This is a genomic window from Burkholderia sp. FL-7-2-10-S1-D7 (genome assembly GCF_001524185.1).
Taxonomy (GTDB): Bacteria; Pseudomonadota; Gammaproteobacteria; order Burkholderiales; family Burkholderiaceae; genus Burkholderia; species Burkholderia diffusa.
Window position 1 is genome coordinate 82,817 of sequence record NZ_LOWY01000010.1, and the last position, 15,230, is coordinate 98,046.

The 15,230-nt window shown below is 67.2% G+C and carries 16 protein-coding genes; 3 read left to right on the forward strand and 13 right to left on the reverse strand.

Features of this window, described 5'->3' with window-relative positions:
• Positions 1 to 20: 20 nt before the first annotated feature.
• The 5 genes from metW to argB form a co-directional block, all read right to left on the reverse strand.
• The gene (gene metW, locus WS75_RS02330) at positions 21 to 629 is read right to left on the reverse strand and encodes a methionine biosynthesis protein MetW (protein ID WP_006755281.1); all 609 of its coding nucleotides are present in this window, start codon (positions 627 to 629) and stop codon (positions 21 to 23) included.
• Positions 626 to 1,771, reverse strand: a complete 1,146-nt coding sequence (metX, locus tag WS75_RS02335) for a homoserine O-succinyltransferase MetX (RefSeq protein WP_059678981.1) — start codon at positions 1,769 to 1,771, stop codon at positions 626 to 628. The genes metW and metX overlap by 4 nt, the downstream gene beginning before the upstream one ends.
• Positions 1,772 to 2,021: 250 nt before the next feature.
• On the reverse strand, positions 2,022 to 2,684 hold the full coding sequence (gene slmA / locus WS75_RS02340) for a nucleoid occlusion factor SlmA (protein ID WP_059678982.1): 663 nt from the start codon (positions 2,682 to 2,684) through the stop codon (positions 2,022 to 2,024).
• On the reverse strand, positions 2,651 to 3,442 hold the full coding sequence (locus tag WS75_RS02345) for a pyrimidine 5'-nucleotidase (RefSeq protein WP_059678983.1): 792 nt from the start codon (positions 3,440 to 3,442) through the stop codon (positions 2,651 to 2,653). Before WS75_RS02345 ends, slmA begins: the two co-directional genes overlap by 34 nt.
• Positions 3,439 to 4,338, reverse strand: a complete 900-nt coding sequence (gene argB / locus WS75_RS02350) for an acetylglutamate kinase (RefSeq protein ID WP_006490510.1) — start codon at positions 4,336 to 4,338, stop codon at positions 3,439 to 3,441. The genes WS75_RS02345 and argB overlap by 4 nt, the downstream gene beginning before the upstream one ends.
• 295 nt (positions 4,339 to 4,633) lie before the next feature.
• On the opposite strand from argB, the gene WS75_RS02355 reads away from it, so the two are divergent.
• The 3 genes from WS75_RS02355 (at position 4,634) to WS75_RS02365 (ending at position 6,933) form a co-directional block, all read left to right on the forward strand.
• Positions 4,634 to 4,858, forward strand: a complete 225-nt coding sequence (locus WS75_RS02355) for a cysteine-rich CWC family protein (RefSeq protein WP_059678984.1) — start codon at positions 4,634 to 4,636, stop codon at positions 4,856 to 4,858.
• A gap of 112 nt (positions 4,859 to 4,970) precedes the next feature.
• The gene (locus tag WS75_RS02360) at positions 4,971 to 6,377 is read left to right on the forward strand and encodes an ATP-binding protein (RefSeq protein ID WP_059678985.1); all 1,407 of its coding nucleotides are present in this window, start codon (positions 4,971 to 4,973) and stop codon (positions 6,375 to 6,377) included.
• Between the two features lie 13 nt (positions 6,378 to 6,390).
• On the forward strand, positions 6,391 to 6,933 hold the full coding sequence (locus WS75_RS02365; RefSeq protein ID WP_059678986.1) for a response regulator transcription factor: 543 nt from the start codon (positions 6,391 to 6,393) through the stop codon (positions 6,931 to 6,933).
• Positions 6,934 to 7,014: 81 nt separating this feature from the next.
• On the opposite strand, the gene hslU is transcribed toward WS75_RS02365, so the two are convergent.
• The 8 genes from hslU to dapF form a co-directional block, all read right to left on the reverse strand.
• A complete protein-coding gene (hslU, locus tag WS75_RS02370; protein WP_059678987.1) occupies positions 7,015 to 8,358 on the reverse strand; it encodes an ATP-dependent protease ATPase subunit HslU in 1,344 nt (447 codons plus the stop codon).
• A 10-nt stretch (positions 8,359 to 8,368) separates the two neighbouring features.
• The gene (gene hslV / locus WS75_RS02375) at positions 8,369 to 8,905 is read right to left on the reverse strand and encodes an ATP-dependent protease subunit HslV (protein ID WP_011658198.1); all 537 of its coding nucleotides are present in this window, start codon (positions 8,903 to 8,905) and stop codon (positions 8,369 to 8,371) included.
• 237 nt (positions 8,906 to 9,142) lie between these two features.
• Entirely contained in the window at positions 9,143 to 9,559 is a 417-nt protein-coding gene (dksA, locus tag WS75_RS02380) for an RNA polymerase-binding protein DksA (protein WP_006477498.1), read from the reverse strand.
• Positions 9,560 to 10,054: 495 nt separating this feature from the next.
• Positions 10,055 to 11,128 (reverse strand): CobW family GTP-binding protein, encoded by a 1,074-nt coding sequence (locus tag WS75_RS02385; protein ID WP_059678988.1) that lies wholly within the window; start codon positions 11,126 to 11,128, stop codon positions 10,055 to 10,057.
• A gap of 198 nt (positions 11,129 to 11,326) precedes the next feature.
• On the reverse strand, positions 11,327 to 12,541 hold the full coding sequence (locus WS75_RS02390) for a class I SAM-dependent rRNA methyltransferase (protein ID WP_059678989.1): 1,215 nt from the start codon (positions 12,539 to 12,541) through the stop codon (positions 11,327 to 11,329).
• 76 nt (positions 12,542 to 12,617) lie between these two features.
• Positions 12,618 to 13,538, reverse strand: a complete 921-nt coding sequence (xerC, locus tag WS75_RS02395) for a tyrosine recombinase XerC (protein WP_059678990.1) — start codon at positions 13,536 to 13,538, stop codon at positions 12,618 to 12,620.
• Between the two features lie 10 nt (positions 13,539 to 13,548).
• Positions 13,549 to 14,274, reverse strand: coding sequence for a DUF484 family protein (locus WS75_RS02400; RefSeq protein ID WP_059678991.1), 726 nt, complete (start codon positions 14,272 to 14,274; stop codon positions 13,549 to 13,551).
• Between the two features lie 36 nt (positions 14,275 to 14,310).
• Positions 14,311 to 15,180: a diaminopimelate epimerase gene (gene dapF / locus WS75_RS02405; RefSeq protein WP_059678992.1), complete on the reverse strand. Its 870-nt coding sequence runs from the start codon at positions 15,178 to 15,180 to the stop codon at positions 14,311 to 14,313.
• Positions 15,181 to 15,230 lie beyond the last annotated feature (50 nt).

The window sequence follows — 15,230 nt, forward strand, 5'->3', positions numbered from 1 at the left end:
TCCGTCAACGGCTCCCCGGCTCAGCTGCGCTTGACGCGGTAGACAGCAAGACTACCACGCCAGTTCGCTCCCCATCGAATCGGCTGACCTTCGTGCAGCACCACGCGGTCGAGGATCGTCACGCCGACTTCGGGCGCGAGCGCCTCGAAATCCTCGATCGTCAGCACCCGGACGTTCGGCGTGTTGTGCCACTGGTAAGGCAGCGACTTCGACACCGGCATCCGGCCGTTCAGCACCGACAGCCGGTGCGGCCAGTAGCCGAAATTCGGGAACGACACGATGCATTCGCGCCCGACCCGCGCGGTTTCGCGCAGGATCGCGGCCGTCTGGTGAATCGTCTGAAGCGTCTGCGACAGGATCGCGATGTCGAAGCTGTGGTCCTCGAACAGGCGCAGGCCGTCCTCCAGGTTCTGCTGGATCACGTTGATGCCGTTCTTCGCGCTCGCGAGCACGCCCGCGTCGTTCAGCTCGATCCCGTAGCCGGTCACGTCCAGTTCTTCCATCAGCAGCGCGAGCAGCGAGCCGTCGCCGCAACCGAGGTCGAGCACCGTCGAGCGCGGCTCGACCCAGCGCGCGATCGTGCGGAAGTCCGCGCGCGCGGACAGGGAATTCAGCGCTTGTTGGTTCATGCCCCCACCTCGTTGGCGATTCGTTCGTAATACGCTCGGATCAGGTTGTGATAGCGCGCGTCGTCGAGCAGGAACGCGTCGTGACCGTGCGGCGCATCGATTTCCGCGTAGCTGACCGTGCGCTTGTTGTCGAGCAGCGCCTTCACGATCTCGCGCGAGCGCGCCGGCGCGAAGCGCCAGTCGGTCGAGAAGCTCGCGATCAGGTATTTCGCCTGCGTCTGCGCGAGCGCGGCCGTCAGGTTGCCGTCGAACGCCTTCGCCGGGTCGAAGTAGTCGAGCGCGCGCGTGATCAGCAGGTAGGTGTTCGCGTCGAAGTAGTCGGCGAACTTGTCGCCCTGGTAGCGCAGGTACGACTCGACCTCGAATTCGACGTCGAAGCTGAAGTTGTACGCGTCGAGCGCGCCGTCGGCGCGGCGCAGCGCACGGCCGAATTTCTCGGCCATGTCGTCGTCGGAGAGATACGTGATGTGGCCGATCATCCGCGCGACGCGCAGGCCCCGCCTCGGCTTCACGCCGTGTGCGTAGTAGTCGCCGCCGTGGAAGTCGGGATCGGACAGGATCGCGGAGCGCGCGACCTCGTTGAACGCGATGTTCTGCGCGGACAGCTTCGGCGTCGACGCGATGTCGATACAGTGGGCGACGCGGTCCGGATACATCAGGCTCCATGCGAGCGCCTGCATCCCGCCGAGGCTGCCACCCATCACGGCGGCAAAGCGCTCGATGCCGAATGCGTCGGCGACGCGCGCCTGCGCATGCACCCAGTCCTCGACGGTGACGACCGGAAAGCGCGCGCCATACGGCTTGCCGGACGACGGATCGATGCTCATCGGGCCGGTCGAGCCGAAGCACGAGCCGAGGTTGTTCACGCCGATCACGAAGAAGCGGTTGGTGTCGAGCGGCTTGCCCGGGCCGACCATGTTGTCCCACCAGCCGGTGCTGCGCGGATCGTCCGCGTAGATGCCGGCGACGTGGTGCGATGCGTTGAGCGCATGGCACACGAGCACCGCGTTCGAGCGCGCGGCGTTGAGCTCGCCGTACGTCTCGACGACGAGCTGATAGTTGCCGATCACGCTGCCGCTTTGCAAGCGCAGCGGTTCGGCGAAGTGCATGGTCTGTGGAGCGACGATGCCGATCGATTCCATTCGTTCCGCCTTATGACTGGGCGGCTAAACGGTGTCGGCGATGCGCGGAGGCGAAGGTGCGCGGCTGACGACCTCTTTAGCCGCATTTGTAGTGAACCGCCGGGGCGAAAACGCAAAGGCCCTGGTCGGTTCGCGCGCCCGCAATCGAGTCAGCAAATCGGCGCGCTTCCGACCCGCCACCAAGGTGGCAGGTCGGAGGAGTATAGCGGAATTCCGCGGAGCGCGGATTTCGTGGGCCGGCTGCGCCCGGCTACTGCAGGATCAGCCGCAAATGCGCATCGGCCTGCTCGCCGGGCGGCCGCTGGAAGCCGCCTTTCGCGAACCGGTGCCACTTGCCGATCACGTAGCTGACGAGCAGGCTCGCGCGCACGGCGGGATCGTAATCGGCCGGCAGCACGAACGGCGCGGCGCCATCGGGCGCCTGCGCCTCGGTACGCGCGACCCGCAGGCACTGCTTGACGGTCGCCTCGATCCGGTCGAGCAGCTGGTTCACGCGCTCGGTGAGCCGCTCGTCCTCGCCGACCAGCGCCTCGCCCGTCAGCACGCGCGTCATGCCCGGATTCTTCGCCGCGAAATTGAGCATCGTCAGCGCGATCGTGCGCGCCTGCTGCACGCCGTTCGGCTCCTTCGCGACGATCTGGTTGACGAGCCCGAACAGTGCCTGCTCGATGAACTCGATCAGGCCTTCGTACATCTTCGCCTTGCTGGTGAAATGCCGGTACAGCGCGGCTTCCGACACGTCGAGGCGGGCCGCGAGCGCGGCCGTCGTGATTTTTTCGGGCTTCGGCGCCTCGAGCATCGCGGCGAGCGTCTGCAGGATCATCACGCGGCGCTCGCCCGGCTTCGGGCGCGGGCGGGACGGTGTGGCCTGGTCTTCCTTTACGGCGTGGTCCTGCGGGTAAGTCGGCTGCATTTCTGTCGCCCCGATCGTGTGCCCAGTCGCAGCGATTTTAACGAACGAATGCGCTGGTCGACATATTGGGGGCGGCCGATGTTCGGCAGATGGCCCGGCAGGTGCCCGGTGATCCACACCGTGCCGATGCCGAGGCGCTTGTAGCGCTTCAGGTGGCTGCGGGTATCTTCGACGAGGATCGCGTCTTCGAGCCGCGCATGCGCGGCGCGCAAAATCCGGCGCAGCATCGTGTGGTCGGGCTTCGCGCGCCATGTGCGACGGTCGCGCATGTGCTCGATCGCGATCACGCGCTCGAACAGGCGCTCGATGCGCAACTCGCGCAGCACCGCGCGCGCGTAGTTCTCGGGCGCGTTGGTCAGCACGAACTTGCGGCCCGGCAGCGCGGCGACGATGCGCGCGAGGCCGCGCTCGGCGCGCAGCATCGCGGGCAGGTCGGAAAACGTGTGGACGACGCGCAGGAAGTCGTGCGGATCGATCGGGTGATGGCGCGCGAGGCCGAGGAGCGCGGCGCCGTAGCGCTGCGTGTAGCCGGTGCGCAGCCGGTCGGCTTCGGCGCGCCCGACGTGGAGCGTGTCGACGATGTACTGCGTCATCGCGCGGTTGATCTCCGGAAAGATCGCGTGCGATGCGTGATGGAGCGTGTTGTCGAGATCGAACAGCCAGACGGGCGCGCCGGCGCGCGGCCGGCTGCGGGAGATGCGCCGGCGTCGCAGCGACGCCGGCACGTCGGGGCTGGAGGCTTTGCGGCGCGCGCTCAATGCGAGCGGATCATCGTGCCGAACGGCTGCTCGGTCAGGATTTCCAGCAGCACGGAGTGCTCGATGCGGCCGTCGACGATGTGCACCGACTTCACGCCGCTCTTTGCAGCGTCCAGCGCCGACGAGATCTTCGGCAGCATGCCGCCCGAGATCGTGCCGTCCTCGAACAGCGCGTCGATCTCGCGCGCGGACAGATCGGTCAGCAGGTTGCCGTCCTTGTCCATCACGCCGGGGATGTTGGTCATCATCAGCAGCTTCTCGGCGTTCAGCACCGTCGCGAGCTTGCCCGCGACGAGGTCCGCGTTGATGTTGTACGAGAGGCCGTCCTCGCCGAAGCCGATCGGCGAGATCACCGGGATGAACGCGTCGTCCTGCAGCGCCTTCACGACCGCCGGGTTGATCGCCTCGACTTCGCCGACCTGGCCGATGTCGATGTACTGGCCCGGATTGTCGCGGTCCGGCATCAGCAGCTTGCGAGCGTGGATCAGGCCGCCGTCCTTGCCCGTCAGGCCCACCGCATGGCCGCCGAAGTGGTTGATCAGCATCACGATGTCCTGCTGGACTTCGCCGCCGAGCACCCATTCGACGACTTCCATCGTCTCTTCGTCGGTCACGCGCATGCCCTGGATGAAGGTGCCGGCCTTGCCGATCTTCTTCAGCGCGTGATCGATCTGCGGGCCGCCGCCGTGGACGATCACCGGATTGATGCCGACCAGTTTCAGCAGGATCACGTCGCGCGCGAAGCCTTGCTTGAGCCGCTCTTCCGTCATCGCGTTGCCGCCGTATTTGATCACCACGGTCTTGCCGTGGTAGCGGCGGATGTAGGGCAGTGCCTCCGCGAGGATTTCTGCCTTCAGCGTGGGGGCGATCTGCGAGAGGTCGATGGGCTCGGACATGGCGGCGGCTCTGGCTGGGAACGGTTGAAACAGGGCGAATTGTACAGGAGTGGCGCAGCGCAGCATCGGGTTTTTGGGCTGGCCGGACGGCCGATCGCGCGGGCCGGTCGCCACGCGTGGCGGCCCGCCGGCCATGGTGCCGGACCCCGCGCAGAGCGCCGGCGGCGCCAGGGTGGACAGCGCGACGGCCTGCGTCGGCGGCATGCATCGGCCGAGCGGCCGCCGTGCAAAATCCGTCCGCCGCGCTATGCTTGTCGCGTAGGGTGACGTTCCTGCCCGCTTCCGCGTTTCCGCCATGACCGATACCGCCGCCGACGCCCGTTCGACGCCGCGCCGCGCGCGTTGCCCACACTGCGGGCGCGGCTTCGACTGCGGCGCTCGCACCCAGCCATTCGACTGCTGGTGCGCGTCGATGCCGACCCTGTCCGGCGGCGCGCCGCCGGCGGCCGGTACGCGCTGCCTCTGCCCGGAGTGCCTCGCCGCCGAGATCGCCCGGCGCATGGCACGCGAGGCCGGCTGACGGCGCAGGCCCGTGCAACCCGACTCGACGCCGGCTCGTCCGGTGCGCCGTTCGTCCGCGCTGAACTGGCCCCCGATAGAGGTGCCGGGCGCTAAACGGGTAAACTGCCCGGATGCAACGAATTACCACCACCGGGCGCGTCAACCTCAGTCACCTGTTCTGGCTGCGCAATCTCGCGATCATCGGCCAGCTCGTGACGATCGGCGTCGTGCAGACCTATTTCGGCGTGCATCTGCCGTTGCCGGCGATGCTGATGGTCATCGCGCTCGAAATCGTTTTCAACGCACTGACCTGGGTGCGCGTGCTGCGCGCGCGGCCCGAGACCAATTTCGAACTGCTCGGCCAGCTGTGGGTCGACCTCGGCGCGCTGTCGGCGCTGCTGTTCCTGTCGGGCGGCACGACCAACCCGTTCGTGTCGCTGTACCTGCCGTCGCTCGCGATCGCGGCGGCCGTGCTGCCGTGGCACCTGATGATCTGGCTCGCGGCGTTCGCGGTCGCGTGCTACGCGGCGCTCGGATTCGATTCGGTGCCGCTCAACATGGACAACCCGGCGAATCTGTTCGACTACTACCGCACGGGGATGTGGGTGAACTTCATGGTCAGCGTCGGGCTGATCGCATGGTTCGTCGCGCGCATGTCGAACGCGTTGCGCCAGCGCGATGCGGCGCTCGGCGAAGCGCAGGCGCACCTGCTGCGCGACGAGCGGGCGGTCGCGCTGGGCGTGCAGGCCGCCACCGTCGCGCACGAGATGGGTACGCCGTTGTCGACGATCGCGATGCTTGCGGAGGAGCTGCGCGACGCGGCACGCGCCGATCCGGGGCTCGCGCGCTACGAGGCCGACCTGAAGGTGCTGGAAGAACAGATGACGCTCTGCACGTCGGCGCTCGCGCGCCTGCGCAGCCGGGCGAGCGCGCCGGCGAGCCGCCAGCCGGTGGACGACTGGCTCGACACGTTCGTCGAGCACTGGCGCCTGAGGCATCCGCACGTGCAGTTCGAACTGCTCGGCGCGCGCCCGTCGGGCGTCGCGCTCGACGACACGGTCGCGGCCGGCCAGATCCTGACGATCCTGCTCGACAACGCCGCGCGGGCGAGCCCGCACCGCGTGACGCTGGCCGCGAAGCTTGCGCACCACGAGCGGGCTGCGGACCAGATCGAATTCGAGGTCTGCGACGACGGCCCCGGCATTCCGGCCGCGCTGCGCGAATCGCTCGGCTCGATGCCGGTCGACAGCACGCAGGGCGGCCACGGGGTCGGCCTGTACCTCGCGTTCAGCGCGGCCGTGCGGCTCGGCGGCGAGATCGAGCTGTCCGACGTCACGCCGCGCGCGGGGGGCGGCAACGGGCGCAGCGGTGGCGGCGCGAACGGACACGCGGGAGGTGCGTCGGGCCAGCGCGCGACCGAACGAGCGGCGGCCACGCCGGACGGCCGACCGGCCGGTACCCCCGGCCGCGGCACGCGCGCAGTGCTGCGCCTGCCGGTGGCGCGTATCGCGGTGCCGGCCGCCTCAACCAACACGTAGACGGAGAAACCACATGAGCGAGAACAATTTCCTGGTGATCGACGACAACGAGGTGTTCGCGGGCACGCTCGCGCGCGGCCTCGAGCGCCGCGGCTATGCGGTCCAGCAGGCGCACGACAAGGAGGCGGCGCTGCGGCTGGCGGCAGGCGGCAAGTTCCAGTTCATCACCGTCGACCTGCATCTCGGCGACGATTCGGGCCTGAGCCTGATCGCGCCGTTGTGCGACCTGCAGCCCGACGCACGGATTCTCGTGCTGACCGGCTACGCGAGCATCGCGACCGCCGTGCAGGCGGTGAAGGAAGGCGCCGACAACTATCTGGCGAAGCCCGCGAACATCGAGTCGATCCTGGCCGCGCTGCAGACCAACGCGAGCGAAGTGCAGGCAGAGGAGGCCCTCGAGAATCCGGTCGTGCTGTCAGTCGACCGGCTCGAATGGGAGCACATCCAGCGCGTGCTGGCGGAGAACAACAACAACATCTCGGCGACCGCGCGCGCGCTGAACATGCACCGCCGCACGCTGCAACGCAAGCTCGCGAAGAAGCCGGTGCGGCAGTAAGGGGCGCGGCGGTATCGGCCGCGCGCCAACGAAAACGGGCGGCCCGCCGGGCCGCCCGTTTCGCATTCGATGCCGCGTGCGTTACAGCACGTAGCGCGACAGGTCTTCGTCCTGCGACACTTCGCCGAGCGCGCGATCGACGTACTTCGCGTCGATCGTCACGCGCTCGCCGGCGTGATTGCCGGCCGAGAACGACACTTCCTCGAGCAGCTTCTCGATCACCGTATACAGCCGGCGCGCACCGATGTTCTCGGTCTTTTCGTTGACCGCGTACGCGATCTCGGCGAGGCGGCGGATGCCGTCTTCGGCGAACTCGAGCTGCACGTCTTCGGTGGCGAGCAGCGCCTGGTACTGCTTGACGAGGCTCGCGTCGGTCGCGTCGAGGATCGCCTCGAAGTCTTCCACCGACAGCGAATCGAGTTCGACACGAATCGGAAAGCGCCCCTGCAGTTCGGGAATCAGGTCGCTCGGCTTCGCCAGGTGGAACGCGCCGCTCGCGATGAACAGGATGTGATCGGTCTTCACCATCCCGTACTTCGTGTTGATCGTCGTGCCTTCGACGAGCGGCAGCAGGTCGCGCTGCACGCCCTGGCGCGACACTTCGCCGCCGCTGCCTTCGTTGTTGCGCGACGTGATCTTGTCGATCTCGTCGAGGAACACGATGCCGTTCTGCTCGACGTTCTGCACGGCCTTCGTCTTCACTTCCTCGTCGTTGAGCATCTTCGCCGCTTCCTCGTCGGTCAGCAGCTTCAGCGCTTCCTTGATCTTCACCTTGCGGCGCTGCTTCTTGCCGCTGCCGAGGTTCGAGAACATCGAGCGGATCTGCTCGGTCATCTCCTCCATCCCCGGCGGCGCCATGATTTCCATGCCGGCCGTCGGCTGCTCGAGGTCGAGTTCGACTTCCTTGTCGTCGAGCTGGCCTTCGCGCAGGCGCTTGCGGAAGGTCTGGCGCGTCGCGTTGTTGTCGTCGTTCGCGTGATCCGCGTTGCCGCCGAAGCCCACCGCGCGCGGTTGCGGCAGCAGGATGTCGAGGATGCGGTCTTCCGCCTGGTCGGTTGCCTTGCTGCGCACCTTGCGCATCTCGGATTCGCGCGTCTGCTTGACCGAGATCTCGATCAGGTCGCGCACGATGCTGTCGACGTCGCGGCCGACATAGCCGACTTCGGTGAACTTGGTCGCCTCGATCTTGATGAACGGCGCGTCGGCGAGCTTCGCAAGGCGGCGCGCGATTTCGGTCTTGCCGACACCCGTCGGCCCGATCATCAGGATGTTCTTCGGCGTGATTTCCGTGCGCAGCGGATCGGCGACCTGCTGGCGGCGCCAGCGGTTGCGCAGCGCGACCGCGACGGCCTTCTTCGCCTTGTTCTGGCCGATGATGTGCTTGTCGAGTTCCGAGACGATCTCGGCAGGGGTCATGGTGCTCATGGTGCGGTCCTTACTCGATCGTTTCGATGATGCGGTTGTGGTTCGTGTAGATGCACATGTCGCCGGCGATCTCGAGCGATTTCTCGACGATCTCGCGCGGGGACAACTCGGTGTTCTCCGCGAGCGCGCGGGCCGCAGCTTGCGCATAGGCGCCGCCCGAACCGATCGCACAGATGCCGCCTTCCGGGTCGAGCACGTCACCGTTGCCGGTGATCACGAGCGTGGTGGTGGCATCGGCCGCGATCAGCATCGCCTCGAGGCGGCGCAGCATCCGGTCGGTGCGCCAGTCCTTCGCGAGCTCGACGGCCGCGCGGGTCAGGTTGCCCTGGTGCTTCTCGAGCTTCGCCTCGAAGCGATCGAGCAGCGAGAACGCATCGGCGGTGCCGCCCGCGAATCCGACCAGTACCTGGTTGTTGTAGATCCGCCGCACTTTCCGCGCGCCACCCTTCATGACGATGTTGCCGAGGGTTACCTGGCCGTCGCCGCCAAGCGCGACCTTGTCGCCGCGCCGGACCGAAACGATGGTCGTGCCGTGAAATTGCTCCATCTGCGTTCCTTGAGAAAAACGGGGAAGAGTCGGGCGGCGCGGGGCGCCGCCGCTTGAATCGCAGTGCGCCGGGGAGCGGCCCGGCGCGCGTCCGTTTCATTTTAGGGCGGGCGCCGGGATATCAAGAGGGGGAGGCAAATCGGCCGGCGGGCCGGGAACCGGTGCCGGAAAAACAAAAAGCGCGCGGCAGGCCGCGCGCTTTCGGGAAGCAGCGTGTCGGAGCGGAACGCCGCTCGATCAGTCGCCGAAAAGCTTCTGGCGCAGCTCGCGGCGCTCTTGCGCCTCGAGCGACAGCGTGGCCGTCGGACGCGCGAGCAGGCGCGGGATGCCGATCGGCTCGCCGGTTTCCTCGCACCAGCCGTAATCGCCGGAATCGATGCGGGCGAGCGACTGTTGAACCTTCTTGAGGAGCTTGCGTTCGCGATCGCGCGTGCGCAGTTCGAGCGCGTGCTCTTCCTCGATCGTCGCGCGATCGGCGGGATCGGGCACGATCACCGTCTCGCGCAGGTTCTCGGTCGTCTGGCCTGCGTTCTTGAGGATGTCCGCCTGCAACTGTTCGAGCCGATTTTTGAAGAAGGCGAGCTGATCCTCATTCATGTAATCCTTGTCGCTCATCTTCAGGATTTCGGCTTCGGTCAAGAGTTTCTTCGTCATCTGCTTGCTTCTTCAATGTGCGGCAAATCAGGAGATATTGCCTGCACTTTGGGATTACCCGCAACTGCGTTTGCAATCATTTGCGATGTGCCGCCGCGGGGCCGAAAGCCTCTGGAAAACCGGTTCTCAAATACCAGGATAGCCCTGGCGCGAATTTGCGCGCGCGGCGAACCGGTGTGCTGCGCGGCAGATCGCATCGGCCGCGGCCGGGTGGCGGATGGGCGATCCGGGCGCGGTTGCGATGCCCGGTCAATGGTTCAGCAAGAACCGGGCCTGTTATTGCCGTACTCCAGCGGGCACGTATTGTAACTGAATCGCAAGCGGGCGCCGTATCGGGTCGATCCCCGTCGGCTGCGCCAATATCTAGAAAATATAACGCGCAAATCGCGAAAAAGCGATGACGGCGAAACCCTGCCCGGAAAAGGCACCGCGCAAGCGCCGCGGCCGCCCCGGAAGGCGGCCGCATGGAACGCGCGCGAGGCCTGGCCCGAAGGCTCAGGCGAGGCAGGCGTCGAGGCCGTCGGTGATCAGGTCCTGCGGCAGGTCGACGCCGATGAACACCATCTTGTTGGTCTTCTTCTCGACCGGCAGCCACTTCGCGGCGAGGTCGCTGCCCATCATCTGGTGCACGCCCTGGAACACGACCTTGCGGTCGACGCCCTTCATGTACAGCACGCCCTTGTAGCGCAGCATCCGTTCGCCGTAGATCTGCAGGATGCCGCCAAGGAAGTCTTCCAGCTTGTTCGGGTCAAACGGGCGGTCGTTGCGGTACACGAACGACTTGATCTTATCGTCGTGGTGCGCGTGGTGATGGTGGCCGTGGTCGTGATCGTGCGCGCATTGACCGTGATCGTGGTCGCAATTGGCGTGATCGTGATCATGGTCGTGATCGTGATGGTGGTGCGCGTGATCGTCCTCGGCGAGGAAGTCCGGGTCGATCTCGAGCTTCGCGTTCAGGTTGAAGCCGCGCAGGTCGAAGATTTCCTTGATGTCTGCTTCGCCGAAGTTCACGACCTTGATCGCGGCCTTCGGGTTCATGTGCATCAGGCGATGCTTGAGGCCGGCCACTGTCTGGTCGTCGACCAGGTCCGACTTCGTGATGAACAGGCGATCGGCGAAGCCGACCTGGCGCTGCACCACTTCATGTTCGTCGAGCTGCGCGTTCGCGTGCTTCGCGTCGACCAGCGTGATGACCGCGTCGAGCAGGAAATCGTCGGCGATTTCGCTGTCGATGAAGAAGGTTTGCGCGACGGGGCCCGGGTTCGCAAGGCCGGTCGTTTCGATCACGATCCGGTCGAAGTCGAGCTTGCCTTCGCGCTTCTTCGCGGCCAGATCGCCGAGCGCGCGCGCGAGGTCGCCGCGGATCGTGCAGCAGATGCAGCCGTTGCTCATCTGGATGATCTGCTCGTTCGTTTCCTGAACGAGGATCTCGTTGTCGATGTTTTCTTCGCCGAACTCGTTCTCGATCACGGCGATCTTCATGCCGTGCTGTTCGTTCAGGATGCGCTTGAGCAGCGTCGTCTTGCCGCTGCCGAGGAAGCCGGTGAGGATGGTGACGGGAGTGGCCATGTCGGTCGCCTGTGGTTCGTGAATCGGGGTCAAAACCAGGATGTGTGCGTCGCGCCGTCGACTCGCGAGCCGGGGCGCACAACCATCCATTGAAACATACCTGTCAAGCCCTCGCCCGTCGTCCGGACGACAGGCTCGAGCGCGTGGCCGCCAGCGGGGCGGGCCGGCGGACGCGGGTGTGCGCGTAGATCGGGGCGATCAGACGATTTGCAACAGCAGGCCCTTCAGATATTCGCCTTCCGGGAACGCGGCGAGCAGCGGGTGATCGACGCCCGCGCCGAGCCGCTTCAGGATCCGCGCGTCGACCTTCGCGTCGGCGGCCGCGCCCGCGACGATCTTCTGGAACAGGTCCATGTCGATCGCGCCCGAGCACGAATACGTGAACAGCAGGCCGCCCGGACGCAACAGCTTGAAGCCGCTCAGGTTGATGTCCTTGTACGCACGCGCCGCGCGATCGACGCTGTCGCGGGTCGGCGCGAACTTCGGCGGATCGAGCACGATCAGGTCGAAGCGCTCGCCTTCGTCGACGAGACGGCGCAGCGTCTTGAACGCGTCCGCGTCGAGCCAGGTCGCGCGCTCGGCATCGAAGCCGTTCGCGACGACGTTCTGCTGCGCGAGCGCGAGCGCGTCGCCCGACGAGTCGATCGACACGACACGGTTCGCGCCGCCCTTGAGCGCCGCGAGCGAGAAGCCACCCGTGTAGCAGAAGCAGTTGAGCACGTCGCGGCCGGCCGCGTATTGCGCGACGAGTGCGCGGTTGTCGCGCTGGTCAACGTAGAAGCCGGTCTTGTGGCCGTTCGGCACGTCGACGTGATAACGCACGCCGTTTTCGTTCGCGATCAGCGTCGCGGGCGGCGCGTCACCGGCGAGCACGCCGGTCGTCTGTTCGAGCCCTTCCTTGTCGCGGATCGACACGTCCGAGCGTTCGTACACGTTCGGGCAGCCGGTCGCGCCGCTGAGTGCCGCGACGATCGCGACCTTCCACGCCTCGACGCCCGCGGCCATGAACTGGCACACGAGCTGGCCGCGCGGTGCGGCGCCCGGCTCGGCCGTGTCCGCGACGTAGTAGTCGACGATCAGCCCCGGCAGCCCGTCGGCTTCGCCGAACACGAGCCGCACGGCGCCCGTGCCCGACACCATCGTCGTGCGGTGCGCGACCGCGCGCTGCACGCGGCGCTTGAAGAAGGCGTGATCGATCGGCTCGTTCTCGTCGAAGCTCCACACGCGCACGCGGATTTGCGACTGCGGGCTGTACGCGCCGCGCGCGAGGAAGCGACCGTCGTGCGCGCGCACGATCACGGTCGCGCCGGGCGCGGGCTTGCCGTCGACGCGGTCGATCGCATTGGCGTAGATCCACGGATGGCGGCGCAGCAGCGATTTTTCCTTGGACGGCTTGAGTGTGACGGTTTGCATGATTGGATCGAAAGGGGCCGCGCACGGCGCCGGCGGTTGCCGGCCGCCATGCGCGGCGGGTATGGCAGGATGCGCGTCAGTCGCGCTTCTTCGCGCGCGGATGCGCGCTGTCGTAAATTTTCGCGAGATGCTGGAAGTCGAGCGACGTATAGACTTGCGTGGCCGAGACGCTCGCGTGGCCCAGCAGTTCCTGCACCGCGCGCAGGTCGCCGCTCGACTGCAGCACGTGCGTTGCGAACGAATGGCGCAGCACGTGCGGGTGGACGTTGGCGGGAATGCCCGCGGCCAGCGCCGCGCGCTTCACGCGGTCGCGCACGACGCCGGGAGCCATCCGGTTGCCGCGCACGGACACGAACAGCGGATGCGGATCGTGCTTCACGAATTCGCCGCGCACCGCGAGCCACGCGTTCAGCGCCTCGATCGCCTTGCGGCCGACCGGCACCTTGCGTTCCTTGTTGCCCTTGCCGCGCACGGTGACTTCGGCTTCGGCGAGATCGAGCCAGCCGGCCGAGCGATAGCCGTCCGCCTGCGTGTACATGACGTCGAGCCCGACCAGTTCGGCGAGGCGCAGCCCGGACGAATAGAAGAGTTCGAGGATCGCGTGATCGCGGATGCCTTCGGTCGTACCGGCGAGCGGCGCGTCCATCAGTGCCGATGCGTCGTCGACCGAAAGCGCCTTCGGCAGGGTTTTCGGGCGTTTCGGCGCACGCACCGCGGCGACGGGGTTCGCGGGCATCTCGATGCGCTGCGCGAGCCAGCGGTAGAACGCGCGCCACGCGGACAGCCGGTGCGAGATCGAGCGCGCGGACAGCCCGCCCGCATGCGCGCGCGCGACCGCGCCGCGCATGTCGGCAGCCGTGAGCGCATCGAGCGGGCGGCCGGCGGCGAGCTTCTTCAGTTCGTCGAGTTCGTGCGAATACGCACGCAGCGTGTGTTCCGACAACTGCCTGACGTGCTTCAGGTTCGACAGGTAGGCGGCGATCGGATCGTCGGTCATGGGCGCGGCATCAGTGCGGCAGCAGGCGCGTGAGCGCGGCGCTCGCGAGCGTCGCGATCTGCGCGAGGAAGTCGGTCGCCATCCCGTCGTGGAAGCGGCGCGGATCGGGCGAGCCGAGCACCAGCAGGCCGAACGCGGGGGCGTCGGTGCCGCCGAGCGGCGCGCGCAGCGCGAGCAGCGCGACCGACGCGGCCGCGCCGTCGCCGGCCGGCGCGGCTTCAGCGCCTTCCGCCGCATTCGCGGCCGGCGCCGCGAGCGCGGGTGCGAGCCACTGGGCCGCTTCGAATCCGGTGTTCGCGCCGCAGTACGGCGTCGACAGCCCGTTCGTGAACAGGCGCACTTCCTCGCCGACCTGGCGCGCGAAGTCGGCCTGCGAATAGGTGTCGGCGACGTCCCACACGCGCAGCGCGGTTTGCGGCACGTCGAACACCTCGGCGATGCCTTCGGCGATCGTGCGCGGCAGTGCGTACGGATCGCGTTCCGCGATCACGCGCGCGGTCCAGCGGCTGAACTTCGCGGACAGGCTGTCGTTCTCGTGGCCGTAGCGCACGAGCTCGGCGAGCCGGCGCTCGAGATGCTTGTTCTTGTCGCGCAGCATCTCCATCTGCCGCTCCTGCAGCGAGATCGCGGCCTTGCCGTGCGGATTCGCGAGACGGATCGTCGCGAGCAGTTCCGCGTGTTGCGCGAAGAATTCGGGATTGGCGAGCAGGTAGTCAGCGACTTCGCGATCGTTCATGTGGCTGGAGCGTTCAGTTATCAGGACGTTGCAGGGTCAGACGTTCAGGTCGATCTCGCCTTCGAACACGGTCGCGGCGGGCCCGGCCATCATCAGCGCGGCGGTTTCGTCGCGCGCGCCGTCCCAGCTGATCGTCAGCGTGCCGCCGTGCGTGTGCACGGTCACGGGCGAATCGAGCAGGCCGCGCCGGATGCCGGCCGCCACCGCCGCGCACGCGCCGGTGCCGCACGCGAGCGTCTCGCCCGCGCCGCGCTCGTACACGCGCAGCTTCACCTCGTTGCGCGACACGATCTGCATGAAGCCGGCATTCACGCGCTGCGGGAAGCGGGCGTGAAGCTCGATCAATGGGCCTTCCTCGAGCACCGGATACGCTTCGACGTCTTCGACGACCTGCACCGCGTGCGGGTTGCCCATCGACACCGTCGAGATCCAGCGCGTCGCACCGCCGACGTCGAGCGGCCACAGCGTGTCGTTGCCTTCCGTCCGGCCGTCGAGCCCCGAGGCGTCGAACGGCACCTGCGCCGGCGCGAACACGGGTGCGCCCATGTCGACGACGACTTCGCCGTCGTCCTGCATCGTCAGTGTGATCAGGCCCTTCATCACCTGCACGCGCACGCTGCGCTTGTCGGTCAGGCCGCGGTCGCTGACGAACTTCACGAAGCAGCGCGCGCCGTTGCCGCAGTGTTCGACCTCGCCGCCGTCGCAATTGAAGATCCGGTACTTGAAATCCGCGCCGTCGACGGTCGGTTTCTCGACGAGCAGCAACTGGTCGGCGCCGATGCCGAAGTGTCGGTTGGCGAGCGCGCGCACCTGCGCCTCGGTGAGCGGCGGCAACGCGCGCGAATAGCTGTCGAGCACGACGAAGTCGTTGCCCGCGCCGTGCATCTTGGTGAACGAGAGTTTCACTGGGTCCGGAATTCCATGGCGAACAGGGCGGTCGGCACGGCGGACGCGGC